Origin of the sequence: Streptomyces sp. NPDC059787 (assembly GCF_042732315.1) — a bacterium.
In the GTDB taxonomy this organism is placed as follows: Bacteria; Actinomycetota; Actinomycetes; order Streptomycetales; family Streptomycetaceae; genus Streptomyces; species Streptomyces atrovirens.
Genome location: NZ_JBHWHX010000008.1, coordinates 102389 through 127512, shown reverse-complemented (window position 1 = coordinate 127512; position 25124 = coordinate 102389). Strand labels below are relative to the sequence as shown.

The 25124-nt window shown below is 71.7% G+C and carries 19 protein-coding genes and 1 riboswitch; of the genes, 12 read left to right on the top strand and 7 right to left on the bottom strand.

The genetic code is table 11. From position 1 onward, the window contains the following. Nucleotides 1-51: 51 nt before the first annotated feature. The 5 genes from ACFV5H_RS10180 to ACFV5H_RS10160 all read left to right on the top strand — a co-directional run bounded on the left by ACFV5H_RS10180 (nucleotide 52) and on the right by ACFV5H_RS10160 (nucleotide 6854). The gene (locus ACFV5H_RS10180) at nucleotides 52-810 is read left to right on the top strand and encodes an NUDIX domain-containing protein (RefSeq protein WP_385045851.1); all 759 of its coding nucleotides are present in this window, start codon (nucleotides 52-54) and stop codon (nucleotides 808-810) included. Nucleotides 811-921: 111 nt separating this feature from the next. Then, a complete protein-coding gene (locus tag ACFV5H_RS10175) occupies nucleotides 922-2856 on the top strand; it encodes an ATP-binding cassette domain-containing protein (protein ID WP_385193938.1) in 1935 nt (644 codons plus the stop codon). Between the two features lie 163 nt (nucleotides 2857-3019). After that, entirely contained in the window at nucleotides 3020-3907 is an 888-nt protein-coding gene (locus ACFV5H_RS10170) for a FadR/GntR family transcriptional regulator (RefSeq protein ID WP_385045845.1), read from the top strand. A gap of 428 nt (nucleotides 3908-4335) precedes the next feature. Continuing rightward, nucleotides 4336-5865: an RNA polymerase sigma factor gene (locus ACFV5H_RS10165; RefSeq protein WP_385193936.1), complete on the top strand. Its 1530-nt coding sequence runs from the start codon at nucleotides 4336-4338 to the stop codon at nucleotides 5863-5865. Between the two features lie 155 nt (nucleotides 5866-6020). Beyond that, nucleotides 6021-6854 carry a S1 family peptidase gene (locus ACFV5H_RS10160; protein ID WP_385045840.1) on the top strand — a complete coding sequence of 278 codons (834 nt, stop codon included), beginning with the start codon at nucleotides 6021-6023 and terminating at the stop codon, nucleotides 6852-6854. 149 nt (nucleotides 6855-7003) lie between these two features. Here ACFV5H_RS10160 and ACFV5H_RS10155 read toward each other — a convergent pair whose 3' ends face one another. Continuing rightward, nucleotides 7004-7234 (bottom strand): hypothetical protein, encoded by a 231-nt coding sequence (locus ACFV5H_RS10155; protein WP_159536152.1) that lies wholly within the window; start codon nucleotides 7232-7234, stop codon nucleotides 7004-7006. 440 nt (nucleotides 7235-7674) lie between these two features. Between ACFV5H_RS10155 and ACFV5H_RS10150 the strand changes: the two genes are divergently transcribed. The 3 genes from ACFV5H_RS10150 to ACFV5H_RS10140 all read left to right on the top strand — a co-directional run bounded on the left by ACFV5H_RS10150 (nucleotide 7675) and on the right by ACFV5H_RS10140 (nucleotide 12059). After that, nucleotides 7675-9798: a type IIA DNA topoisomerase subunit B gene (locus ACFV5H_RS10150; protein WP_385045837.1), complete on the top strand. Its 2124-nt coding sequence runs from the start codon at nucleotides 7675-7677 to the stop codon at nucleotides 9796-9798. 222 nt (nucleotides 9799-10020) lie between these two features. Then, nucleotides 10021-10470 (top strand): DUF485 domain-containing protein, encoded by a 450-nt coding sequence (locus ACFV5H_RS10145; protein ID WP_385045835.1) that lies wholly within the window; start codon nucleotides 10021-10023, stop codon nucleotides 10468-10470. Next, nucleotides 10467-12059 (top strand): cation acetate symporter, encoded by a 1593-nt coding sequence (locus tag ACFV5H_RS10140; protein ID WP_385045832.1) that lies wholly within the window; start codon nucleotides 10467-10469, stop codon nucleotides 12057-12059. The genes ACFV5H_RS10145 and ACFV5H_RS10140 overlap by 4 nt, the downstream gene beginning before the upstream one ends. A gap of 69 nt (nucleotides 12060-12128) precedes the next feature. On the opposite strand, the gene ACFV5H_RS10135 is transcribed toward ACFV5H_RS10140, so the two are convergent. From ACFV5H_RS10135 to ACFV5H_RS10115, 5 genes are all read right to left on the bottom strand, one after another. Beyond that, nucleotides 12129-12809: a response regulator gene (locus tag ACFV5H_RS10135; RefSeq protein WP_385193933.1), complete on the bottom strand. Its 681-nt coding sequence runs from the start codon at nucleotides 12807-12809 to the stop codon at nucleotides 12129-12131. After that, nucleotides 12806-14479 (bottom strand): ATP-binding protein, encoded by a 1674-nt coding sequence (locus ACFV5H_RS10130; protein ID WP_385045829.1) that lies wholly within the window; start codon nucleotides 14477-14479, stop codon nucleotides 12806-12808. The genes ACFV5H_RS10135 and ACFV5H_RS10130 overlap by 4 nt, the downstream gene beginning before the upstream one ends. Nucleotides 14480-14565: 86 nt before the next feature. Further along, entirely contained in the window at nucleotides 14566-15507 is a 942-nt protein-coding gene (locus ACFV5H_RS10125; RefSeq protein WP_385193930.1) for a sucrase ferredoxin, read from the bottom strand. A 246-nt stretch (nucleotides 15508-15753) separates the two neighbouring features. Next, nucleotides 15754-15990 (bottom strand): hypothetical protein, encoded by a 237-nt coding sequence (locus ACFV5H_RS10120; RefSeq protein ID WP_385045824.1) that lies wholly within the window; start codon nucleotides 15988-15990, stop codon nucleotides 15754-15756. A gap of 139 nt (nucleotides 15991-16129) precedes the next feature. After that, a complete protein-coding gene (locus ACFV5H_RS10115; RefSeq protein ID WP_385045822.1) occupies nucleotides 16130-16681 on the bottom strand; it encodes a DUF6082 family protein in 552 nt (183 codons plus the stop codon). A 319-nt stretch (nucleotides 16682-17000) separates the two neighbouring features. Here ACFV5H_RS10115 and ACFV5H_RS10110 point away from each other — a divergent pair, with 319 nt between their 5' ends. Next, on the top strand, nucleotides 17001-18044 hold the full coding sequence (locus ACFV5H_RS10110) for a CobW family GTP-binding protein (RefSeq protein ID WP_385045820.1): 1044 nt from the start codon (nucleotides 17001-17003) through the stop codon (nucleotides 18042-18044). Here the strand turns inward: ACFV5H_RS10110 and ACFV5H_RS10105 are convergent. Next, on the bottom strand, nucleotides 18041-20491 hold the full coding sequence (locus ACFV5H_RS10105; protein ID WP_385045817.1) for a DNA topoisomerase (ATP-hydrolyzing) subunit A: 2451 nt from the start codon (nucleotides 20489-20491) through the stop codon (nucleotides 18041-18043). The genes ACFV5H_RS10110 and ACFV5H_RS10105 overlap by 4 nt on opposite strands. 558 nt (nucleotides 20492-21049) lie before the next feature. Between ACFV5H_RS10105 and ACFV5H_RS10100 the strand changes: the two genes are divergently transcribed. The 3 genes from ACFV5H_RS10100 (at nucleotide 21050) to ACFV5H_RS10090 (ending at nucleotide 24970) form a co-directional block, all read left to right on the top strand. Then, nucleotides 21050-22432, top strand: a complete 1383-nt coding sequence (locus ACFV5H_RS10100) for a M16 family metallopeptidase (RefSeq protein ID WP_385045815.1) — start codon at nucleotides 21050-21052, stop codon at nucleotides 22430-22432. Further along, nucleotides 22429-23817 (top strand): M16 family metallopeptidase, encoded by a 1389-nt coding sequence (locus tag ACFV5H_RS10095; RefSeq protein WP_385193928.1) that lies wholly within the window; start codon nucleotides 22429-22431, stop codon nucleotides 23815-23817. Before ACFV5H_RS10100 ends, ACFV5H_RS10095 begins: the two co-directional genes overlap by 4 nt. 202 nt (nucleotides 23818-24019) lie before the next feature. Beyond that, nucleotides 24020-24184, top strand: a riboswitch (cyclic di-AMP (ydaO/yuaA leader). A 12-nt stretch (nucleotides 24185-24196) separates the two neighbouring features. Continuing rightward, nucleotides 24197-24970, top strand: a complete 774-nt coding sequence (locus ACFV5H_RS10090; protein WP_385045809.1) for a M23 family metallopeptidase — start codon at nucleotides 24197-24199, stop codon at nucleotides 24968-24970. Nucleotides 24971-25124: the final 154 nt, after the last annotated feature.

Below are 25124 nucleotides of genomic sequence, written 5' to 3'. Positions count from 1 at the left end.
ACGGTCGGCGAAGGGAGTGTTTATCGTCAGGCAGACGACTATGATCACCGCATGCCCTACGACCCGTCAGCCTTTCCCCCCTTCGCCGTCACCGTGGACCTGGTCGTGCTGACCGTACGCCGCCATGCCCTGTGCGCGCTGGCGGTGCGCCGGGGCGAGGCGCCGTTCCAGGGGCGCTGGGCGCTCCCCGGCGGCTTCGTGCGGGACGACGAGGACCTGGCGCAGGCGGCGGCCCGGGAACTGGCCGAGGAGACAGGGCTGCGGGTGCACGATCCCGCCGTCCCCGCCCAGGACAACGGCGCTCACCTGGAACAGCTCGCCACGTACGGCGATCCCGAGCGCGACCCCCGGATGCGGGTCGTCAGCGTCGCCCACCTCGCCCTCGCCCCCGACCTGCCCGCGCCCCGGGCGGGCGGTGACGCCAGCAACGCACGCTGGGCGCCCGTGGAGGAACTGCTGCAGCAGGGCGGTCACGGCCGGGACGGCGAGCCGGTGGCGCCACTCGCCTTCGACCATGCCCGGATCCTGTCGGACGGGGTGGAACGCGCCCGCTCCAAGATCGAGTACTCGTCGCTGGCGACGGCCTTCTGCCCGCCCGAGTTCACCGTCGGCGAGCTGCGCCGGGTCTACGAGGCGGTCTGGGGCGTGGCGCTCGACCCGCGCAACTTCCACCGCAAGGTGACGGGCACGCCGGGCTTCCTGGTCCCCACCGGTGGCACGACCACCAGGCAGGGCGGTCGCCCTGCCCAGCTCTTCCGGGCCGGAGGCGCCACCCTGCTCAACCCCCCGATGCTGCGCCCCGAGGTCTGACGCGGCACGGCCGGACCCGGCCAACGGGCCCGGCGGGGCAGCGCCCTTCCCCTCCGCCGACCGGCCGCGAGATGCCCGGAAAATCCGATATGGCGCGCTATCTTGCATCGGGTGATCCAGGCCACCGGACTGACCAGCAGCCCTCGCAAAGAGCTTCCGCCCGCCGTCGACGACGTCTCCTTCGAGGCGCACGCGGGCCGCGTCACCGCGTTGCTCGGAGCACCGGGCGCCGGCAAGACGACGGCGCTCCGGCTCATGCTCGAACTCCAACGCGGCCGTGGCGTCACCCACTTCAGGGGCCGCCCGCTGCACCGCATCCCCCATCCCGCCCGCGAAGTCGGCGTGCTGCTCGGCGAGGTGCCGGGCCACCCCGCCCGCACCGTCCGCGGGCACCTGCGCATGCTGTGCGCCGCCGCGGGCGTCCCGGTCCGCCGGGCCGACGAAGTCCTCGAGGCGGCAGGGCTCGTGAGCCTGCGCGACGAACGCCTGGGCACCCTGTCGCGCGGTATGGACCGCCGCCTGGGACTGGCCTGCGCACTGCTGCCGGACCCGCACACACTCGTGCTCGACGAGCCCGCGCGCGGGCTCTCCGCCGCCGAGCACCGCTGGCTGTACGGCACGCTCCGGGCGTACGCGGCCCAGGGCGGCACGGTGCTGTGCACGACGGCCGACCCGAAGGAGGCCGCGCGGATCGCGGACCACGTGGTCACCCTGGAACGGGGGAGACTCGTCGCCGACCAGGAGGCGGCGGACTTCTCGCGGACCCGGCTGCGTCCCCGCGTCGCCGTCCGCAGCCCGCACGCCGCCCGCCTCTCCGCCCTGCTCGCACAGGAGGCCCGCGCCACCCGGCGGTCCGTGGAGGCCGTGCACGAGGGCGGCAACCGCCTCTGTGTCTACGGCAGTACCTGCGCGGACGTCGGCGAGGTCGCGTTCCGGCACGGCATCGTCGTGCACCAACTGGCGGACGAGACCGGGGACATGGGGCCCGGTGCCGGAGCGGGCGAACCGGCGCCGGACGAGAAGGCGACCCCGGCCGGCACCGCCGTCCGGGAGGCCGGGGAACCCGTGCCCGCGGACGACACGGCACGCGATCCGGGCCACCACCCCGGCGCCCCGGCCGGCGAAGGCTCCCCCGTGTCCGTGTCCCCGCCGCAGCAGGCGCCGGACGGATCCGCCGCCGAGGACGCCCACCCGGCCCCCAGGGCCCGCTCGCGCCGGGCCGCCCGCACACGCGACGCCGCTGCCGGGCTTCCCCCTCCCGTCTCCGTCCGCCCCGCCCCCAGGCCCCTTCGCCCGCTGCGCTACGAGTTCCGCCGCGCCACGGGTGTCGGCACGGGGTTCCTCGTCGGTGCGGCCGTGCTCGTCGTGTCCGCGCTCACCGCCGTACTGCTGGCGCGGGCCGGGCACACCCCGCAGCCGCGCCTGCTGGCCGCGTGGCCGAGGGAGCTGCCGCTGCCGCCCGCGGCGCTCGGCGCGGGACTGCTCGGCGCGCTGGCCTTCGGCGACGAGTTCCGCCACCCCGCGCTGGCGGCGGACCGCGGCACCGTGCCCCGGCGGCTGGGGCTGCTGACCGCCAAACTCCTCGTGGCCTCGGCCACCGCGCTGGTGCTGGCCGTCCTGACCGTCGGGTGCGACGCCGAGCTGCTCTACCTCGTCTACGGACGGGAGACCGTCGAGGTTCCCGCCGACTGGCTGCCGCTGAGTGCGGGTTGGCTCGGCCTGGTGACCGGGTGCGCCTGCGCCGGTGTGCTGGCCGCGGGCGTGTTCCGGTCCACCACCGCCGGTCTCGCCGTCGTCGTCGCCGTACCCCTTCTCGTCGTGCCGCTCGTGCACAAGGTGACGGAGGGGCCGGCGGCGCGCACCCCGGCCCCGCTCGCGTCGCGGCTGCGGGACGGTGTGCCGTTCCGGTGGCCCTTCGGGGGCGAACGCCACCTGGACGCGGTCCTGCGCCTGGTCGCCCAACCCGTCGGCGGGGCCCTGACGTTGTCGCTGGCGGCGCTGCTGTGCGCGTACGTGCTCACCGGTCTGCGGAGCAGAGTCCGATAACGACCGTCCACGAACACATCGGCCCGCCCCTGGCCACAACTCCCCGCAGAAAGCCCATTTCTTTCCGATAAGGCGTCAATTGCGACGGGGTGAGCGATCACCCTTTCGTGTGCTTTTCACCAAAGACCTTAAGGGAGTTGGAAGCGGAGCCGACAAAGGATGCGTGAGTACCCTTGCGCACACCATGATGACCGCCGCCCGCTCCGCAGACTCCGGCCTCGCGAGCCCGGGCGGACTCGACCGCTACCCCTACGCCGAGACGCCCGCCGTCGACCGCGTCGGGGCCCCTGCCTGGGACGGCGCGGACCCGGAGCTGGGCCGTGTGGGCCGACGGGCCGCGGGCAGCCGCGGTCGCGGACTGCACGGCCAACTCGTCCAGCAGTTGGGTCAGATGATCGTTTCCGGGGACCTGGGCGCCGACCGCCCGCTGGTGCCGGAGGAGATCGGCCAGCGCTTCGAGGTCTCCCGCACCGTCGTCCGCGAGTCGCTCCGCGTCCTGGAGGCCAAGGGCCTGGTCAGCGCCCGGCCGAACGTCGGCACGCGCGTGCGCCCCGTCAGCGACTGGAACCTCCTCGACCCGGACATCATCGAGTGGCGGGCCTTCGGGCCGCAGCGCGACGACCAGCGCCGTGAGCTCAGCGAGCTGCGCTGGACGATCGAGCCGCTCGCCGCCTGCCTGGCGGCCGGCCACGGGCGGGAGGACGTCCAGCAGCGGCTGACCGACATGGTCGAGATCATGGGCCATGCCATGGGTCAAGGCGACGCCCTGACCTTCGCCCGCGCCGACGCGGAGTTCCACTCCTTGCTCATCCAGGTCGCCGGCAACCGGATGCTGGAGCACCTCTCCGGGATCGTGTCCGCCGCACTGCAGGTCTCGGGCGGCCCGGCCACGGGCTGTGAGCGGCCGAACGAGACGTCCCTGGCACAGCACGGCCGGATCGTCGACGCCCTCGCCGGCGGCGACGGCGCGGCGGCCGAGGCGGCCATGCGGCAACTGCTCACGGTCCACCCAGAGGTGGAACGCGTGGTGCCCGCCCCGCGCGAGCACTGACCGCGTTCCGCGGACGGCGCGGTCCGGCATGCCATCCCCCTCCTGTGGCAGCGCCCCACCGATGAGCCGTCCCCCGTCGGACCCCGCGGGATCATCGACGATCCCGCGGGGTCCGATGCCCAGAACGGCGTGGCAGACTCGGAGAGGTGACCTCCTCGCCCCTGAGTGAACGCTTTCGTGGTTGTTTGACCGATTGTGTGCGCTTGCGGGGTGTGACTCGGGCCACGCGGATTGGGCGTAACGCTCCTGGGAAGAACGCGATGACCTAAGAGGTGACAGCCGCGGAGGGAATACGGACGCCGTTCATGGCGCTGTGCATCTTCCCCGGCCCCCGCCCGCACCGTCGGCCCATCCCCAAGCCGGCGGTCGGCTCCTGTCCACTGTGGACGGGGCCGGAAGCCGTTTTCCAACGTTCCGAGAGGTTGTTCGTGTCGGCCAGCACATCCCGTACGCTCCCGCCGGAGATCGCCGAGTCCGTCTCTGTCATGGCGCTCATTGAGCGGGGAAAGGCTGAGGGGCAGATCGCCGGCGATGACGTGCGTCGGGCCTTCGAAGCTGACCAGATTCCGGCCACTCAGTGGAAGAACGTACTGCGCAGCCTCAACCAGATCCTCGAGGAAGAGGGTGTGACGCTGATGGTCAGTGCCGCAGAGCCCAAGCGCACCCGCAAGAGCGTCGCAGCGAAGAGTCCCGCCAAGCGCACCGCCACCAAGACGGTCGCCGCCAAGACGGTGACCACCCGGAAGGCCACCGCCACCGCGACTCCGGCGGCGCCCGCCGCCGACCCCGCCGCCGAGGAGGAGGCACCCGCCAAGAAGGCGGCTGCCAAGAAGACGACCGCGAAGAAGGCGGCCGTCAAGAAGACCACGGCCAAGAAGACGGCCGCCAAGAAGACCACGGCCAAGAAGGACGACGCCGAGCTGGGCGACGAGGAGGTCCTCGAGGACACCAAGGCCGCGGAGGAGCCCGAGGGCGCCGAGAACGCCGGCTTCGTGCTCTCCGACGAGGACGAGGACGACGCGCCCGCCCAGCAGGTCGCCGCCGCCGGTGCCACCGCCGACCCGGTCAAGGACTACCTCAAGCAGATCGGCAAGGTCCCCCTGCTCAACGCCGAGCAGGAGGTCGAGCTCGCCAAGCGCATCGAGGCGGGTCTGTTCGCCGAGGACAAGCTGGCCAACTCCGACAAGCTGGCGCCCAAGCTCAAGCGCGAGCTGGAGATCATCGCCGAGGACGGCCGCCGCGCCAAGAACCACCTCCTGGAGGCCAACCTCCGCCTGGTGGTCTCCCTGGCCAAGCGCTACACCGGCCGCGGCATGCTCTTCCTGGACCTCATCCAGGAGGGCAACCTCGGTCTGATCCGCGCGGTGGAGAAGTTCGACTACACCAAGGGCTACAAGTTCTCCACGTACGCCACCTGGTGGATTCGCCAGGCGATCACCCGCGCGATGGCCGACCAGGCGCGCACCATCCGTATCCCGGTGCACATGGTCGAGGTCATCAACAAGCTCGCGCGCGTGCAGCGTCAGATGCTCCAGGACCTGGGCCGCGAGCCCACCCCGGAGGAGCTGGCCAAGGAACTCGACATGACCCCCGAGAAGGTCATCGAGGTCCAGAAGTACGGCCGCGAGCCCATCTCCCTGCACACCCCGCTGGGCGAGGACGGCGACAGCGAGTTCGGTGACCTCATCGAGGACTCCGAGGCGGTCGTCCCGGCCGACGCGGTCAGCTTCACGCTGCTGCAGGAGCAGCTGCACTCCGTCCTGGACACCCTGTCCGAGCGCGAGGCGGGCGTCGTCTCCATGCGCTTCGGTCTCACCGACGGTCAGCCGAAGACCCTCGACGAGATCGGCAAGGTGTACGGCGTCACGCGCGAGCGCATCCGCCAGATCGAGTCCAAGACCATGTCGAAGCTGCGCCACCCGTCGCGCTCCCAGGTGCTGCGCGACTACCTCGACTAGGTCCGCCCGCCACGGCGCACCGTCGTGTGCCGGTTCGCGTCAGGCCCGGTTTCCCGTCCTGGGGAGCCGGGCCTTCGCGTTGTCGCGCGGGTGCGGGCTCGGACGGGGTCCATCACTGTGGGTGTTTCAGGATCACCCCAGTGTGAGGAGCGCGCATGCGACGTCGTCTTGCCCGGGCCCTGGCCCGGCCGCTGGCCCTCGCGGCCGCCGCGACCGTCATACCGCTGGCCTCGGCTGTCCCGGCGACCGCCGACAGCATCGTCGTCGGGGGCTTCCCCGTCGACGTCTCGGAGGGTCCGTGGACGGTGGCGCTGTCCAGCCGCGACCGGTTCGGAGGTACGCGAGCGGGACAGTTCTGCGGGGGTGTGGCGGTCGGCCGGACCACCGTGCTCACCGCGGCCCACTGCATGGACGAGGAGGTGCTGGGGGCGCCCCCGGGCCGCGTGGGCGATCTCAAGGTGATCACGGGGCGTACGGAACTGCTCTCGGAGCGCGGTCGGGAGATCGCCGTACGCGGCACCTGGGTGAACCCGGACTACGACGGCGTGACCAACTCCGGCGACTACGCCGTGCTCAGCCTGGCCGAGCCGCTGCCGTCGAGCTCGGTGATAGCCATGGCCGGGGCCGGTGATCCCGCGTACCGGGCGGGTACCGCGGCCACCGTCTACGGGTGGGGGGACACCACGGGGTCCGGGGCGTACGCCGGCAGCCTGCACGCGGCACGCGTGCGGGTGCAGCCCGACGCGCTGTGCGGGAAGGCGTACCCAGGCGGTTCCGAGGGCACCTACCGCGCCGAGACGATGCTGTGCGCGGGAGAGCAGCAGGGGGGCCGGGACGCTTGTCAGGGGGACAGCGGGGGGCCGCTGGTGGCCCAGGGACGGCTGATAGGTCTCGTCTCCTGGGGGACGGGGTGCGGCTGGGCGGGCAGCCCCGGGGTGTACACGCGCGTCTCCGACATCCTGCGGACCCTCGGATGGCCGCGGGGCTGAGAACAGCCGGAAGGGCGCAGGGGGGCCGCTGAGCGGTTCCTGGCCGGTACGGGCATGAGACGGGCGGCCGCCTCCGGAGTGGAGGCAGCCGCCCGCTCACCGGCCTGTGCCGGGCTGCTCGTCGTCGGACGCGAGGTGTCGGCGCTCTGTCAGCGCTCTTCGTCGGGAGCGGTCGCCGGAGGGGCGGTCAGCCGCTCCGTCTCGTCCTGTATCTCAGCGGCGATCTTCTTGAGTTCCGGCTCGAACTTGCGGCCGTGGTGGGCGCAGAAGAGCAGTTCTCCGCCGCTCAGCAGGACGACGCGCAGGTATGCCTGGGCGCCGCAGCGGTCGCAGCGATCGGCGGCCGTCAGTGGGCTCGCGGGGGTCAGAACAGTAGTCACGTCGCCTCTTCTCTAGCTCGACGAGCTGTCGTACCAGGGTCAACATCCAACCAGCCCCAAAACGTTCCCGCTCGTGGCTTCTCCTCGAAAAAAATTTCCGAGGTGGGTGGCTGTTGCCGGTTGGCGGCGAATGTGCCGTAGTGCGTGTCTGATGTGTCGTACGGATTCGCGTTCGTATCGGTGGTCGGCCCTCCCGGCTGGCTTGCCGGTTGTTCATGAGGACGTGCCCGGAGCCTAAATGGTTCATGCCTCGAAGGGAACGTGATGTGTGCTTCACTCCATCGAGGGATCGAACATGCATGCGACCCTGGACTAGGGTGGGCGGAAGCGAGGGTGGCGTTACAACGGCTCTACCAGGCCTCGGTACCCTCTCACCGGTGACTGAAGCCGCGCCCTTACCCAAGAGGGCCGCATCTGAAATTCAGCGAGGAGCGAACCGCGTGACCGCCGAGACGTCCGTGCCGTCCACAGCGCTGCTGGCAGGAGCAGACCGGGACGGTTCCAACTACACCGCGCGGCACCTGCTCGTCCTCGAGGGGCTCGAGGCCGTGCGGAAGCGCCCCGGAATGTACATCGGGTCGACCGACAGCCGCGGTCTGATGCACTGCCTCTGGGAGATCATCGACAACTCCGTGGACGAGGCCCTCGGAGGCTACTGCGACCACATCGACGTGATCCTCCACGACGACGGCTCGGTGGAGGTCCGGGACAACGGCCGGGGCATCCCGGTCGACGTCGAACCCAAGACCGGCCTCTCCGGCGTCGAGGTCGTCATGACCAAGCTGCACGCCGGCGGCAAGTTCGGCGGCGGCTCGTACGCGGCCTCCGGCGGTCTGCACGGCGTCGGCGCCTCCGTCGTCAACGCGCTCTCCGCGCGGCTGGACGTCGAGGTGGACCGCGGCGGGCACACCCATGCGATCAGCTTCCGGCGCGGTGTCCCCGGAGCCTTCGCCGCCGTGGGCCCGGACGCGAAGTTCGAGGCCGGGAGCGGACTGCGCAAGGCCAAGAAGATCCCCAAGACCCGCAGCGGCACGCGCGTGCGCTACTGGGCCGACCGCCAGATCTTCCTCAAGGACGCCAAGCTCGCCCTGGACACGCTGCACCAGCGCGCCCGCCAGACCGCGTTCCTGGTCCCCGGCCTGACCATCGTCGTCCGCGACGAGTACGGGCTCGGCGAGGGCGGAAGCAAGGGTGAGGAGTCGTTCCGCTTCGACGGCGGCATCAGCGAGTTCTGCGAGTTCCTGGCCTCCGACAGGCCCGTCTGCGACACCCTCCGCTTCACCGGACAGGGCACCTTCAAGGAGACCGTCCCGGTCCTCGACGAGCACGGCCAGATGACGCCCACCGAGGTCACCCGCGAGCTCGGCGTCGACGTCGCGATGCGCTGGGGCACCGGCTACGACACCACGCTCAGGTCGTTCGTCAACATCATCGCCACTCCCAAGGGCGGCACCCATGTCGCAGGCTTCGAGCAGGCCGTCGCCAAGACGATGAACGAGGTGCTGCGCGCCAAGAAGATGCTGCGCGTGGCCGAGGACGACATCGTCAAGGACGACGCCCTCGAGGGCCTCACCGCGGTGGTCACGGTCCGTCTGGCCGAGCCGCAGTTCGAAGGCCAGACCAAGGAGGTCCTCGGCACCTCGGCGGCCCGCCGCATCGTGAACAACGTGATCTCCAAGGAACTCAAGGCGTTCCTGACCTCCACCAAGCGCGACGACGCCCAGCAGGCCCGCGTCGTCATGGAGAAGGCCGTCGCCGCGGCCCGGACCCGCATCGCGGCCCGTCAGCACAAGGACGCGCAGCGCCGCAAGACGGCCCTGGAGTCCTCCTCGCTGCCCGCCAAGCTCGCCGACTGCCGCAGCGACGACGTCGACCGCAGCGAGCTGTTCATCGTCGAGGGAGACTCCGCGCTCGGCACGGCCAAGCTCGCCCGGAACTCCGAGTTCCAGGCGCTTCTGCCGATCCGCGGCAAGATCCTCAACGTCCAGAAGTCGTCCGTGACGGACATGCTGAAGAACGCCGAGTGCGGCGCGATCATCCAGGTCATAGGGGCGGGCTCGGGGCGCACCTTCGACATCGACACGGCCCGCTACGGCAAGATCATCATGATGACCGACGCCGATGTCGACGGCTCCCACATCCGCACCCTGCTGCTGACCCTGTTCCACCGCTACATGCGGCCCATGGTCGAGTCGGGCCGGGTGTTCGCCGCGGTGCCGCCGCTGCACCGCATCGAGCTGATCCAGCCCAAGAAGGGCCAGGACAAGTACGTCTACACGTACTCGGACCGGGAACTGCGCGACAAGCTCATGGAGTTCCAGAGCAAGAACATCCGCTACAAGGACTCGATCCAGCGCTACAAGGGCCTCGGCGAGATGGACGCCGACCAGCTGGCCGAGACCACCATGGACCCGCGTCACCGCACCCTGCGCCGGATCAACCTCACCGACCTGGAGGCCGCCGAGCAGGTCTTCGACCTCCTGATGGGCAACGACGTCGCCCCGCGCAAGGAGTTCATCTCCAGTTCCGCGGCGACGCTGGACCGGTCGCGCATCGACGCCTGATCAAGTCGGAGGGAACCGGCGGCGCCCTGCGGCCCAGGTGAGTGGAGTCCGGCACGCCCTTCAGGCAGTGGGGGAGGGCGCGCCGGACCCGGCGTCTCCGGCGCGATCCGCCGGACAGGTCCTGGCGGGCACGCGGGACGCGCGCACGGACCAGTCACCTGATGGGGTGAAGCGGAACGGGAAGAAGAGTCGGGGATCTTCCCGTTCTGTCCATCCTTGGGCATGCAGCGAAGCAACTCGGGGGACGTGAGGTACGACGATCCCTGGTACGACGCCCTGGCCTCGGGCTGGGGCGAGTCGGCCGGCCCGACGGAAGCGGTGCCGCCGGCCCGCCGCGCGGACGGGGCCGACGTCTACCTAGAAGTACAGCGCAGCGCGGCCTTCCAGGAGGTGCGCAGCCGCTACCGGCGGTTCGTGGTCCCGGCGGTCGCCGCCTTCCTCACCTGGTACGTGGCGTACGTCGTGACCGCCACGACCGCGCCGGGACTGATGGCACGGCCCGTCGCGGGCGCCGTGAACCTGGGCATGCTCGCCGGGCTCGGCCAGTTTCTGACCACCTTCCTGCTCACCTGGGCCTACGTCCGCCACGCGCGGCTGCGTCGGGACCGGGCGGCGCTGGAACTGCGCTGGGACGCCCAGGAGCTGGCGCGCGGGAGAGGCGGCGCGGCATGACGGGCGATCACCAGTTGGCGGCGCTGCTGCTGTTCGGCGCTTTCGTCGCGGTGACCCTGGGCATCACGACCTGGGTGAGCCGCCACCGGCAGGGCTCGGCGGAGGAGTTCTACGCGGGCGGCCGGCTCTTCTCCCCGATGGAAAATGGTTTTGCCATCGCGGGCGACTACATGTCGGCCGCGTCCTTCCTCGGCATCTCCGGACTCATCGCGCTCGTCGGCTACGACGGGATGCTCTACTCGGTGGGTTTCCTGGTGGCCTGGCTGGTGGTCCTGTTCCTGGTCGCGGAACTGGTGCGCAACTGCGGGCGGTTCACGCTCGCCGACGTGGTCGCCGCGCGCATGCGGGAACGACCGGTGCGCATCGCGTCGGGAACCTCGTCGGTCACCGTGTCCGTTCTGTATCTGGTGGCGCAGATGGTGGGCGCGGGCAGCCTGGTCGCGCTGCTGCTCGGCGGTACGGGCGAGGCGGCCCGGGCCTGGACCGTCGTAGGCGTCGGCGTCCTCATGGTCGTCTACGTGTCGTTGGGAGGGATGCGGGCCACCACCTGGATCCAGATCGTCAAAGCGGTCCTGTTGCTCGGCGGCACCGTCACGCTGACCGTCCTCGTCCTGCTGCGCTTCCACGGCGACTTCAACCGGCTGCTCCTCACCGCCGCCGAACGCAGCGGTCACGGTGAGGCGTTCCTGGCGCCCGGTCTCGCCTACGGCGGGGACTGGACCGCGCGGTTCGACTTCATCAGCCTCGGTCTCGCGCTGGTGCTCGGCACGGCCGGGCTGCCGCACATCCTGTCCCGCTTCTACACCGTTCCCACCGCGCGGGCGGCACGGCGGTCGGTCGTCTGGGCGATCGGGCTCATCGGCGGTTTCTACCTGATGACGATCGTGCTCGGCTTCGGCGCCGCCGCCCTCATCGGGCCGGACGCCGTGCGCGCCTCGAACGCGTCCGGGAACACGGCGGTGCCCCTGCTGGCGCTCGACCTGGGCGGCGGCGCCGGCTCCACGGGTGGAACGATCCTGTTCGCGGTCGTCGCCGCGGTCGCCTTCGCCACGATCCTCGCCGTGGTCGCCGGGATCACGCTCGCCTCCTCGGCGTCCGTCGCGCACGACCTGTACGCCTCCCTGCGCCGCCGGCGCGGGAAGCCGCGCAGCGAGGTGGCCGTCGCCCGCGTCGCCTCGGTCGGCATCGGCCTGGTCGCGATCGGCCTCGGTCTGCTGGCCCGCGACCTCAACGTCGCGTTCCTGGTGGGTCTCGCCTTCGCCGTGGCCGCCTCCGCGAACCTGCCCGTGCTGCTGTACTCGCTGTTCTGGCGCGGCTTCACCACACGTGGTGCCGTGTGGGCCGTGTACGGAGGGCTGATCCCGGCCGTGGTGCTGGTGCTGCTGTCCCCCGTGGTGTCGGGCAGCCCCGCGTCCCTCTTCCCGGGCACCGACTTCCAGCTCTTCCCGCTGCAGAACCCCGGTCTGGTCTCCATCCCGCTGGGCTTCCTCGCGGGCTGGCTCGGCACGCTCACCTCGCCCGAGGTGCCCGACGAGGCCAAACACGCGGAGACCGAGGTGCGCTCACTGACCGGCGCGGGGGCCGCGTAGGGCGCCCGGCGGAGACGGACGGCGCCGCCGTCCGCGGAAGTTCCCTCCCCGCCCCCATGGACCGTGTCCTCAGGCGCGGGTCGCCCACACATAACGGTGTTCAGGGCGGCCCGCGTCACCGTATTTCAGGGTCAGCGTGGCCCGCCCCGTGCGCTCCAGGAGCTTCAGGTAGCGCTGGGCGGTCTGGCGGCTCACCCCCGTGCGTTCGGCGATCTCCTGGGCCGACAGCGGACCGCCCGCGTTCATCAGGGACTGCCGTACGAGTTCGGCGGTGGTGGGGGAGTGCCCCTTCGGCAACTGCGGCTCGGACGACGCCGACAGCGCGCCGAAGATGCGGTCCACCTCCGCCTGCTCCGCCTCGCCGCCGCCGTCGAGGGTGCGGCGCAGCTCCGCGTACGCCTCCAGCTTGGCGCGCAGCCCGGCGAAGGCGAACGGCTTGACCAGGTACTGCAGGGCGCCCTGGCGCATCGCCGCCTGCACCGTGGACACGTCACGGGCGGCCGTCACCATGATCACGTCGGTCTGGTGCCCGCGCCGACGCATCGCCTGCACCACCTCGAGCCCCGTCTCGTCGGGCAGGTAGTGGTCCAGGAGGACGAGATCCAGCCGGGGCAGCGACTCCAGCCGGCCGAGCGCCTCGGCCGCGCTGTGCGCCTGGCCGGCGACATGGAAGCCGGGCACCTTCTCGACGTACGCGGCGTTGACCCGCGCGACCCGCACGTCGTCGTCCACGACCAGGACCTCGATCATTCCGACTCCTCCTCGGCGGTCCCGGGGACGGACACCCCGGTGAGCGCGGGTTCCGCGCCCGGCTCGGTCAGGGCCTCGGGCAGCACGACGGTGAACTCCGCGCCCCCGCCGGGCGCCTCGCCCACGTCCGCGCCGCCCCCCTGCCGCTCGGCGAGCCGGCGCACCAGCGGCAGCCCGATGCCCCGCTCGCGGTGGGCCGGCGGCTCCTTGGTGGACCAGCCCTCGGTGAAGATCGACTCGCGGTGCTCCGGCGGAATTCCGGGCCCGGTGTCGCGTACCACGAGCACCGCCGTACGGCCCTCGGCGCGCAGTTCGACCTCCACGCGCGCGTGCGGAGTGCCGGCGACGGCGTCCAGGGCGTTGTCGACCAGATTGCCGACGACGGTGACGAGCCCCCGGGGGTCGATCAGCCGGTCCGGCAGCCGGGTCCCGTCCGACACCCACAGCGCCACGCCGCGCTCGGCCGCGACCGTCGCCTTGCCCACCAGCAGCGCCGCGAGCAGCGGGTCCCGGATCTTCTCGGTGACCTGCTCCGACGTGGCACGGTGGTCCCCGACGACCTCGCCGACGAACTCCACCGCGTCGTCGTACATCTCCAGCTCCAGCAGCCCCAGCAGGGTGTGCATGCGGTTGGCGTGCTCGTGGTCCTGGGCGCGCAGCGCGTCGATGAGTCCCCGCGTGGAGTCCAGCTCCCGGCCGAGCCGGTCCAGCTCCGTGCGGTCGCGCAGGGTGGCCACGGCGCCTCCGTCGTCCGTCGGCATCCGGTTGGCGACCAGGACCCGCCGGCCGCGGACGGTGAGCAGATCGGTACCGGTCACCCGCCCGGCCAGCACATCGGCGGTGCGTCCCGCGCCGAGCGCCAGGTCGGGGGAGCGGCCGACGGCCTCCTCGCCGATCCCCAGCAGACGCTGCGCCTCGTCGTTCAGCAGGCGGATGCGGCCGGTGCGGTCCAGGGCGACGACACCCTCCCGGATGCCGTGCAGCATCGCCTCACGCTCCGCGAGCAGCGCCGCGATGTCCGAGAAGGCCAGGTCGCGGGTCTGACGCTGCACCCGCCGGGAGATCAGCCAGGCCGCGAACGCGCCCACGGCCAGGGCACCGCCCGCGTACGCGAACAGTCCGGGGATGGCGTGGATCAGCCTGGCCCGGACGCTGTCGTAGGCGATGCCGACGGAGACCGCCCCGACGATCTCCCCGCCGCCGTCCCGCAGCGGGACCTTGCCCCGCGCGGAGCGCCCCAGCGTGCCGTCGTCGATCTCCATGACGTCATGTCCGGCCAGCGCCTCACCGGGGTCGGTCGACACCAGGCCGCCGATCCGCTCCGGATCGGTGTGCGACCAGCGCACGCCCCGCACATCCAGCACCACGACGTACTCGGCACCGGTGGCCTTCCGGATCCGTTCGGCCTCCCGCTGCACCGGCCCGTCCGGGGACGGCGTCGTGCCGCGCAGGTCCCGCGCCAGCTGCGGCTGCTGGGCGGTGGTCTGCGCGATCGCGAGCGCGCGGCGCATCGCCTGGTCGTCCAGCTGGTCGCCGAGCGGCGCGAGGAACAGCCCGGTGGCCAGCACCGCGACTCCCGCGGCGATCGCCAGCTGCATCAGCAGGACCTGCGAGAACACCCGCCGCGGCAGGCCGAGGCGCAGGCGGCGTGCGGGGGGAGTGGAGCTCATACCCATGACGGTACGTGGGTGGGCGCGGGGGGCCGCAGGGGTGTGGCGGGGATCTCCTGGGCCCGGGTTTCCGCGAGCGGGGACGGTCAGCCCGCCAACGCCGCCAGGGTCACCTCGCGGACGCCCACGACGTCCATCCGCGCGGGCGAGCCGAGCACCGACCCGCAGCTCTCCGGACGGGGCGGCAGGGACGCACCCCGGGCGACCTCCACCAGCCACCGGCGCCCGTCCCCGTGGGCGACGGTCACTTCCCAGCGGGGTGCCGCGCCGTCCGTCCGTACGACACTCAGGGCCTCGGCGGCGTACTCGCCCACCGCGCGCCGGACGGCCAGCTCGGCCGCCTGACCGGGCCGCTCCCAGGCGGAACCTCCCCGGCATCCATCGAGGACGATCCGGCCCTCCCGCACGCCGTGCAGCACCTCCTTGACGGTGTGAGCCTCGGCCCGTCCGTACGCGTAGCCGTACGGCAGCACGAGCGTCGTGGGGGAGAAGCGGTGACCGCCCAGGTGCGTGACCTCCCAGACACCCTCGACCCCGGAGGCGGCGAGTTCGGCCGCCAGGGGCCGTCCGAGGAGGGCGCAGCAGCGGTCGCGCTTGCCGTTGGTGCAGACGAGGGCGAGAGGATCGCCCTCGTGGGGCCGTCCGCCGAGCGCGGTCGCGAAGGACTCCGGCTCGCCCCTGCCGAGCGCGGCGAAGTCGAGGTCGAGCAGACGTTCGGGGCTCGTGACGGTGGTGGCGTACAGCCACACGTTTCCGGGAACGGTGTGGGCCACGTACACCCGGCGCGTGGCGGGCGTCCGGCGGTCCGCGTGCCGTCCGGGCCGCCGTATGAGTGCGATCCGCACCCCGCTGCCCTGCGCGGCGGCCTCCAGGGCGCGGCCCAGCGCGGGGTCGAGGTGGCTGGAGGTGAGCGCCTTGGCACCCCAGGGGCCGGGCTGCTCCAGCAGCAGCCAGGTCCGCGCGGTGGCGGCGGTTCCCGCGACCGGTTCATCGAACTCACGGGAGACGTTCGAGCACGTGCTACTCACAAAGGTGAGCCTAACCTGACTTGCCTGGTGTGGCTCGTCGGCCCGCCCGTGTCCTGGCCGGAGGGGCACAACCGCCGCGCGTACCCGAGGCCCGGCACTGAGTCCGTGCCGGTCCTCGGGAGGCTGTGGTGAGCGGGAAGCGGTGTGCCTGCTCGGTCGAGGGCGGCCCTGCGTCGTCGATGGTGTGCGGAGGGCGGATCGTGGCGGAGCCGAGGGTGGGCTCGCTGCCCGGATGCGGTCTTCGGCTCAGACGTCGGGAATGTCGGCCTTGGCGCGCAGCAGCGTCTCCCGGGAGACGACGACGATGCGTTCGTAGTCGGCGCGGCCGGCGTCCGGCGGCAGCTCACCGTCGAGTTCCGCTGTGGCCTCCGTGCCGATGACGGCGAAGTTGCCGTCACTCAGTTCGAAGACATCAGGACAGGTTTCGCCGTTCAGGCTGCCTCGTTCGCGCGGTGACGATCCGAGACGGCGCACGATCTTCAATGAAGGCCCCGATCCGTGTGTGAGTCGATCAAGAGAACAGGGCGGATTATCGCGCTGGGGTGACGGGGTCCGCTGGCAATTCGTGGAAGCTCTCGTAAAGTCCCCACGATCGGCTCTGCCCGGGTCTGTTCCCTTGACGTCAAGGTGCCTCTTCGGCTGGTGGGGTGCCCACGACCCACCACTCGTCGGTCTCGGCCTCGTCCAGGTCCGCGATCAGTGCGTCGACCATCCTCCCCGTGCGTGCCTCGTCGGACGACTCGACGAGACTGGCCCGGTGAGGGCGTGTCGCCTCCCAATAGGACCGGAATATGGGGTTGCGGCAGGTTATGCGCAGGTATCCGTGCAGCTCCTCCAGGGTCACGAGGCCGATGCGGTGGGCCAGCAACGCGTTCGAATAGAGCGCGTTGGCGAAGAGGAACTGGCGGCGCTGAGTGGGGGATTCCACCTCCACGGTGCTCAGTACGGCGGCCAGGTCCGGGTCCTCCAGGGCCTTGTCCAGCAGATACAGTTGCAGCTGTTGCTGCTGGGCGAAGCCGGCCTGCAGGCGCTCGTCGCCCTCCCCGTGCCGGTGCAGTGCCTCGTCGCGCAGTGCGCGCCGTGCCACGACCGCGGTCAGTGCGCCCACGGCGAAGGCGAGACCCACCCGTGTGGCGACCCCGCGTCCCCGCAGGCCAAGGTTCTGTGTGGCCATGTCAATAACCCCCGATCAGGCCGCCGTCCGCCGGTCGTCGGGTTGCGGGTCGACTGTAGGGAACCGGCGAGCGGTGGGCGGCGCTTGCCGCCTTCCAGGGTGCCGAGCGGCTCTGATCGGCGGGAAGGCGGCCAGGCGGCGCACGGAGGGAAGCGAGGGTCGCACAAACCGGCGCCTTGCCCAACGTCTGCCCCGCGGATGCTGCTAACAATCGTTCACTTCGCCGTCGTTCTCACTGCTCGTATCCTGGTGCGTCAGTCATTCCCCGGGCGTACGCGCAGGCGTGAGCCGGGGTACGCCCAGGTGTGAGAGGGGTCGCGTGGTGGTGCGGAGCGGCGGTCGGCAGATTCCGGTCGTGGTGCTGGCCGGATTTCTCGGCTCGGGGAAGACCACCCTGCTCAACCACCTTCTCCACCGCAGCGGCGGCAGCCGCATCGGTGCCGTCGTCAACGACTTCGGGGCCATCGAGATCGACGCGATGGCCGTCGCCGGGGCGCTCGGTGACTCGACCGTGTCGCTGGGCAACGGATGTCTGTGCTGTGCCGTGGACGGCAGCGAACTCGACGTGTACCTCGAGCGGCTCGCCCGCCCCTCCGCGGGGATCGACGTCATCGTCATCGAGGCCAGCGGCCTCGCCGAACCGCAGGAACTCGTGCGGATGGTGCTCGCCAGCGAGCATCCGGACCTCGTGTACGGCGGGCTCGTCGAGGTCGTGGACGCCGCCGAGTTCGACGACACCCGGGCCAGGCACCCGGAGATCGACCGGCACCTCGCCCTGGCGGATCTCGTGGTCGTCAACAAGGTGGACCGGGTCACCGACGCCTCGCGCGTACTGACCCTGGTCCGGTCCCTCGTCGACCGCGCGGCCGTCGTCCCCGCCACGCACGGCCGTGTCGACCCCGAGTTCCTCTTCGACTGCAGGCCGAGCGAGGAGCGCGTAGGGCAGCTGTCGTTCGACGATCTGCATCACGCCGACCACTCCGAGCACCTGCACGCCGCGTACGACAGCGTCTCCTTCGTCTCCGAGCGCCCGCTGGACCCACGGCGGCTGATCCGGTTCCTGGACGGCCGGCCCGAAGGGCTCTACCGGATCAAGGGGTACGTCGACTTCGGTCCGTACGACGCCGGCAACCGGTACGCCGTACATGCCGTGGGGCCGTTCCTGCGGTTCTACCCCGAGCCCTGGCCGGCCGGCGGGGAGCGGCTCACGCAGCTCGTCCTCATCGGCTCGGGCATCGACGCCACCGGCCTCGGCGAGGAGCTGGAGGCGTGCGCGAGCGACGGCGCCCCACACGCCGACGACCACGGCATGTGGGGCGTTCTCCGCTATGTGCAGGGGGCGGCGGAGGACCCGGCCGCCTAGACCGGGCCCGCCACCACCGACACCGTCTTCGGCAGGGAGACGCCCGAGCCGTCACGGCGCGGGTCGGGTTCCGGGAGGGCCACCGCTGTGCCGTTCTTCTGCGCGGCACGGGCCGGGAGCGGGCCCGCCCAGGCCAGGGCCAGGCAGTCCTCGCCCTTCAGGAACCGCTGGCAACGCACGCCGCCGGTCGCCCGGCCCTTGCGCGGGTACTGGTCGAACGGAGTCAGTTTGGCCGTCGTCTGGACGGAGTCGTCCAGCGTGCCCCGCGAGCCCGCGACCGTGAACACCACCGCGTCCACGGCCGGATCGACCGCCGTGAAGGAGATGACCTTCGCCCCCTCGGTGAGCTTGATGCCCGCCATGCCGCCCGCGGGACGGCCCTGCGGCCGGACCTGCGCGGCCTGGTAGCGCAGCAGCTGCGCGTCGTCGCTGATGAAGACCAGGTCCTCCTCGCCCGTGCGCAGCTCGATCGCGCCGACGATCCGGTCGCCCTCCTTGAGCGTGATGACCTCGAGCTCCTCCTTGCTGGAGGGGTAGTCGGGCACCACGCGCTTGACGACTCCCTGTTCCGTGCCGAGCGCCAGGCCCGGCGACGACTCGTCGAGCGTGGTCAGGCACACCACCTGCTCGTCGTCCTCCAGGGACACGAACTCGGCCAGGGGCGCCCCGCCCGCGAGGTTCGGCGTCGGCATCGCCCCCGGGAGCTGCGGCAGGTCGACCACGTTCAGCCGGAGCAGCCGGCCGGACGAGGTGACGACGCCGATCTCGCCGCGGGCCGTCGCCGGCACCGCCGAGACGATCACGTCGTGCTTGATCCGCTTGCCGTCGTCGGCGAGCGGCTCGTTGTCCGCCGTACGGGCGAGCAGGCCCGTGGAGGACAGCAGCACCCGGCACGGGTCGTCCGCCACCTGCAGCGGTACGGCGACGGCCGGGGTGCCGGCCGACTCCAGCAGCAGCGTACGGCGGTCGTTGCCGAACTTCTTCGCGACCGCTGCCAGTTCCGCGGAGACCAGCTTGCGCAGCTCCGCGTCCGAGTCCAGGATCCGGGTCAGCTCCTCGATCTCCGCGTTCAGCCGGTCCTGCTCGGCCTCCAGCTCGATCCGGTCGTACTTGGTGAGACGGCGCAGCGGCGTGTCCAGGATGTACTGGGTCTGGATGTCGCTGAGGGAGAACCGCTCGATCAGGCGCTGCTTGGCCTGCGCGGAGTTCTCGCTGGAACGGATGAGGCGGATGACCTCGTCGATGTCCACCAGCGCCGTGAGCAGGCCCTCGACCAGGTGGAGGCGGTCGCGCCGCTTGCCGCGGCGGAACTCCGAACGCCGGCGTACGACGTTGAAGCGGTGGTCGAGGTAGACCTCCAGGAGTTCCTTGAGGCCCAGGGTGAGCGGCTGGCCGTCCACCAGCGCCACGTTGTTGATGCCGAAGGACTCCTCCATCGGCGTCAGCTTGTACAGCTGCTCCAGGACCGCTTCCGGCACGAAGCCGTTCTTGATCTCGATGACCAGCCGCAGACCGTGCTCGCGGTCGGTGAGGTCCTTGACGTCGGCGATGCCCTGGAGCTTCTTCGAGCCGACCAGGTCCTTGATCTTGCCGATCACCTTCTCCGGGCCGACCGTGAAGGGCAGCTCGGTGACGACGAGGCCCTTGCGGCGGGCCGTCACGTCCTCCACGGTGACCGTCGCGCGGATCTTGAACGTGCCGCGGCCCGACTCGTACGCGTCCCGGACGCCGGACAGGCCGACGATCCGGCCGCCGGTGGGCAGGTCGGGGCCCGGGACGTGCTTCATCAGGGCGTCGAGATCGGCGTTCGGATACCTGATCAGGTGCCGCGCGGCCGCGACGACCTCGCGCAGGTTGTGCGGCGGCATGTTGGTGGCCATACCGACGGCGATGCCCGACGCGCCGTTCACCAGCAGGTTCGGGAACGCGGCGGGCAGTGCCACCGGTTCCTGCTCCTGCCCGTCGTAGTTGGGCGCGAAGTCGACCGTGTCCTCGTCGATGGACTCGGTCATCAGGCTGGTGGCCTCGGCCATCCGGCACTCGGTGTACCGCATGGCGGCGGGCGGGTCGTCGTTGCCCAGCGAGCCGAAGTTGCCGTGGCCGTCGACCAGGGGGACGCGCATCGAGAACGGCTGGGCCATGCGCACCAGGGCGTCGTAGATCGACGCGTCACCGTGGGGGTGCAGCTTGCCCATGACCTCGCCGACGACGCGGGCGCACTTCACATAGCCGCGCTCGGGCCGCAGGCCCATCTCGTTCATCTGGTAGACGATGCGGCGGTGCACCGGCTTGAGGCCGTCGCGCGCGTCCGGCAGGGCGCGGGAGTAGATGACCGAGTACGCGTACTCGAGGAAGGAGCCCTGCATCTCGTCGACGACGTCGATGTCGAGGATCTTCTCCTCGTACGAGTCGTCGGGCGGCGGGGTCTTCGTGCTGCGGCGGGCCATCGCTGCCGGCTCCTTGCTGAAGCGTGGGGACGGGATCTGATGCGGACCATTGTGGACCGTCGCACTGACAGGCGGGACCAGGGCCCGGTCGTGGGTGCTCCGGGGAGGGCAGGGTACGCGGCGTGTGCGGTGCGCTTCCGCAGGGGGTTCCTGGTGATCGGGGCGGCGTGGGCCGGGGGTTCGTCGCGCGGCCCGGCGTTCGCGGGGTGCCGGCGCGCCCACCCGTGCCGTCCTGCGGCACGACTGCCCGCGGATCGCGGAAGCGCTGCCCGGGCCCGGCACGGCTCGTGCCTGGCGGAAGCGCTTCCGCGGACCGCGGGGCGGTGGCTGCGGCAGCCCGCGGGAACGCGGCGTGTGGCGGCGGCTGCCCGCGGAGGACGGGGGCTGCGGTTCGCAGAACGCGGAAACTCGGGTGCTCGCGTGTTCCCCGGCATTCTCGCTCTCGGCGTATCCCGGTCCGGGCGGGAACTTCGTCGGGGGTCCGCGCGCTTGCATACAGTGGCAGGACCGGCAGAAACGGCGGTTTCGACGACCGCCTCCGCGATCGAAGGGACGTACATGCCCATGGGTCACACGGCCACAGCCCAGGCAGGCTCCGGCGGCCTGACAGCGACCGAGCACCGCCTGGCCAACGGCCTGCGCGTGGTGCTCTCCGAGGACCACCTGACCCCGGTCGCCGCGGTGTGCCTCTGGTACGACGTGGGTTCGCGTCACGAAGTCAAGGGACGTACGGGTCTGGCTCACCTTTTCGAGCACCTGATGTTCCAGGGCTCCGCCCAGGTGAAGGGCAACGGTCACTTCGAGCTGGTCCAGGGCGCCGGCGGCTCCCTCAACGGCACCACCAGCTTCGAGCGCACCAACTACTTCGAGACCATGCCCGCCCACCAGCTGGAGCTCGCCCTCTGGCTGGAGGCCGACCGCATGGGCTCCCTGCTGACCGCCCTGGACGACGAGTCCATGGAGAACCAGCGGGACGTCGTCAAGAACGAGCGCCGCCAGCGCTACGACAACGTCCCCTACGGCACCGCCTTCGAGAAGCTGACCGCCCTCGCCTACCCGGAGGGCCACCCGTACCACCACACGCCCATCGGCTCGATGGCGGACCTGGACGCGGCCACCCTGGAGGACGCCCGCCAGTTCTTCCGCACGTACTACGCGCCGAACAACGCCGTGCTCTCCGTGGTCGGCGACATCGACCCGGAGCGGACGCTCGCCTGGATCGAGAAGTACTTCGGCTCCATCCCGGGCCACGACGGCAAACCCGCCCCGCGCGACGGCTCGCTGCCCGACGTCATGGGCGGGCAGCTGCGCGAGATCGTCGAGGAGGAGGTCCCCGCGCGTGCGCTGATGGCCGCCTACCGCCTGCCCGAGGACGGCACGCGCGCGTGCGACGCCGTCGACCTGGCGCTCACCGTCCTCGGCGGCGGCGAGTCCTCGCGGCTCTACAACCGGCTGGTACGGCGCGACCGTACGGCCGTGGCCGCCGGCTTCGGCCTGCTGCGGCTGGCCGGGGCCCCCTCCCTGGGCTGGCTGGACGTGAAGACGTCCGGCGACGTGGAGGTGCCGGTCATCGAGACCGCCATCGACGAGGAGCTCGCCCGGTTCGCCGAGGAGGGCCCCACGGCGGAGGAGATGGAACGCGCGCAGGCCCAGCTGGAGCGCGAGTGGCTCGACCGGCTCGGCACGGTCGCCGGCCGCGCCGACGAACTGTGCCGGTACGCGGTCCTGTTCGGTGACCCGCAGCTCGCCCTGACCGCCGTACAGCGCGTCCTGGAGGTGACGGCGGAGGAGGTGCAGGAGGTCGCCAAGGCCCGCCTGCGCCCCGACAACCGCGCGGTGCTCGTCTACGAGCCCGTCGCCCCGGAAGCCGGAGACGCCGAGGACACCGAGGAAGCCGCCGCAGCCGCCGGCACCGACGAGAACGAGGAGGCGGCGAAGTGACCGAGCTCGCCACGATGGACTTCCACCCGCAGCCGCAGGCGGGCGACGCCAAGCCCTGGGCCTTCCCGGCCCCCGAGCGCGGCACGCTCGACAACGGCCTGACCGTGCTGCGCTGCCACCGCCCCGGTCAGCAGGTCGTCGCCGTCGAGGTGCTCCTCGACGCGCCCCTGGAGGCCGAGCCGGCCGGTCTCGACGGTGTCGCCACGATCATGGCGCGGGCCTTCTCCGAGGGCACCGACAAGCACTCCGCCGAGGAGTTCGCCGCCGAGCTGGAGCGCTGCGGCGCCACCCTGGACGCGCACGCCGACCACCCCGGCGTCCGCCTCAGCCTGGAGGTCCCGGCCTCCCGGCTCACCAAGGGACTCGGACTGCTCGCCGACGCGCTCAGGGCGCCGGCGTTCGCCGACAGCGAGGTCGAGCGGCTGGTCCGCAACCGCCTCGACGAGATCCCGCACGAGCTGGCCAACCCCTCCCGCCGCGCCGCCAAGGAGCTCTCCAAGGAGCTGTTCCCGGCGAGTGCCCGTATGTCGCGTCCGCGCCAGGGCACCGAGGAGACGGTCACCGGCATCGACTCCGCGGCCGTCCGCGCCTTCTACGAGAAGCACGTCCGCCCCGCCACGGCGACCGCCGTGGTCGTCGGCGACCTCACCGGCATCGACCTGGACGCGCTGCTCGGCGACACCCTGGGCGCCTGGACCGGCTCCTCGGCGCAGCCGCGGCCCGTTCCGCCGGTGGCCGCCGACGACACCGGGCGCGTCGTGATCGTGGACCGCCCCGGCGCCGTCCAGACGCAGCTGCTGATCGGCCGTGTCGGCGCGGACCGGCACGACCGCGTGTGGCCCGCGCAGGTGCTCGGCACGTACTGCCTCGGCGGTACCCTCACCTCCCGCCTGGACCGCGTGCTGCGCGAGGAGAAGGGCTACACCTACGGCGTACGGGCGTTCGGCCAGGTCCTCAGGTCCGCCCCGGACGGCACCGGCGCGGCGATGCTGGCCATCAGCGGCTCCGTCGACACCCCGAACACCGGCCCCGCCCTCGAGGACCTGTGGACGGTGCTGCGCACGCTCGCCGCCGACGGGCTCACCGACGACGAACGCGATGTCGCGGTGCAGAACCTCGTGGGCGTGGCGCCGCTCAAGTACGAGACCGCCGCGGCCGTCGCGAGCACCCTGGCCGACCAGGTCGAGCAGCACCTGCCCGACCACTACCAGGCCGACCTGTACCGGCAGTTGGCCGCGACCGGCACCGTGGAGGCCACCGCGGCCGTCGTGAACGCCTTCCCGGTGGACCGCCTGGTGACCGTCCTCGTCGGTGACGCGGCGCAGATCAAGGCACCCGTCGAGGCCCTCGGCATCGGCGAAGTCACCGTCGTGACGGCCGAGTAGCGAGCGGCGAGGACGCACGCGCGCGTGGGGCCCTGGTGACACGAAAGTCATCAGGGCCCGCTTATGCCCGAATCGGGGCGGAAGTTGCCCGTCTGACCTGTGGGATGCGCTACAAAAACCGGGATTCGTTTGAGGATCGGGAGACGGCCCGCTTAGCGTCATCCGGGCTGTTCGTCGGGCAGTGCGCCGCATCCGCGGCACCGGACAGTCATCGCCGAGTCCCCCTACGGCGCGAGCCAGGGGAGCCGGGGACCCACCGCAGTCCCTGGGGTGAATCGGACGCCCGCGCGTGTCGCGAGGGGGCCCGTAGGAGACCTTCCTGCTCCGAACCCGTCAGCTAACCCGGTAGGCGAGAGGGAAGGAAAGGACCAGCCTGTACATGGCGTTCACCCGCGCCCCGGGCAAGCACCGTCGTCCCAGCCGGACGCAGCGCGGCACCGCCCGCGTGGCGGGCGTCGCGGCGCTCACCACCACCGGCGTCGTCGGCTCCCTCGCGGCCCCCGCACTCGCCGCCGAGCCCGCTGCCGCACAGACCGGCCTCACGCCCGTCGTCACCCTCGGCGACGCGATCGCCGACCGGATCGACGCCCAGGCGGCCGCCCAGCACGAGGCCGCCCGGGAGGCGGCCGAGGCCGCCGCGCGGAAGGCCGCCGAGGAGGCCGCGCGCGAGAAGGCCGCCAAGGCGGCCGAGGAGGCCCGCGCGGAGAAGGAGCGCGCCGCCCGGGAGGCCGAGCGCGAGCGCCTCAACACCTTCGTCTCCCCGATCCCCGGCTCGTACGTCTCGACCGGCTACCAGGCCGGCAGCTCGCTGTGGTCCTCCGGCAGCCACACCGGTGTCGACTTCCACGCCGCGAGCGGCACCTCCGTCCGGTCGGTCGGCGTCGGCACCGTCGTCGAGGCCGGCTGGGGCGGCTCGTACGGCAACCAGGTCGTCATCAAGATGCACGACGGCACGTACACCCAGTACGCCCACCTGTCGTCCATCGGCGTCTCGGTGGGCCAGCAGGTGGCCGCCGGACAGCAGATCGGCCTCTCCGGCGACACCGGCAACGTCACGGGCGCGCATCTGCACTTCGAGGCCCGCACGGGCGCCGATTACGGCTCCGACCTCGACCCCGTCGCCTACCTCCGCGCGCACGGTGTGAACCTCTGACCCGTCCGCTTCCCGATGCCCCGGCTCCCCGAGCCGGGGCATCGGTGTTTCCGGGAACCGCCGCAACGCTTGTCCAAAAAATATGCATGGATTCCGGCCCGCCGTCGTGAATTACCGCCGATTGCAATAGAGTCGCGGAACACACGTCAATCGT

Coding starts and splice junctions, on each gene's coding strand:
- ACFV5H_RS10180 (WP_385045851.1), top strand. CDS start 52: ATGCCCTACGACCCGTCAGCCTTTCCCCCCTTCGCCGTCACCGTGGAC.
- ACFV5H_RS10160 (WP_385045840.1), top strand. CDS start 6,021: ATGCGACGTCGTCTTGCCCGGGCCCTGGCCCGGCCGCTGGCCCTCGCG.
- ACFV5H_RS10145 (WP_385045835.1), top strand. CDS start 10,021: ATGCAGCGAAGCAACTCGGGGGACGTGAGGTACGACGATCCCTGGTAC.
- ACFV5H_RS10140 (WP_385045832.1), top strand. CDS start 10,467: ATGACGGGCGATCACCAGTTGGCGGCGCTGCTGCTGTTCGGCGCTTTC.
- ACFV5H_RS10135 (WP_385193933.1), bottom strand. CDS start 12,809: ATGATCGAGGTCCTGGTCGTGGACGACGACGTGCGGGTCGCGCGGGTC.
- ACFV5H_RS10130 (WP_385045829.1), bottom strand. CDS start 14,479: ATGAGCTCCACTCCCCCCGCACGCCGCCTGCGCCTCGGCCTGCCGCGG.
- ACFV5H_RS10115 (WP_385045822.1), bottom strand. CDS start 16,681: ATGGCCACACAGAACCTTGGCCTGCGGGGACGCGGGGTCGCCACACGG.
- ACFV5H_RS10105 (WP_385045817.1), bottom strand. CDS start 20,491: ATGGCCCGCCGCAGCACGAAGACCCCGCCGCCCGACGACTCGTACGAG.
- ACFV5H_RS10100 (WP_385045815.1), top strand. CDS start 21,050: ATGCCCATGGGTCACACGGCCACAGCCCAGGCAGGCTCCGGCGGCCTG.
- ACFV5H_RS10090 (WP_385045809.1), top strand. CDS start 24,197: ATGGCGTTCACCCGCGCCCCGGGCAAGCACCGTCGTCCCAGCCGGACG.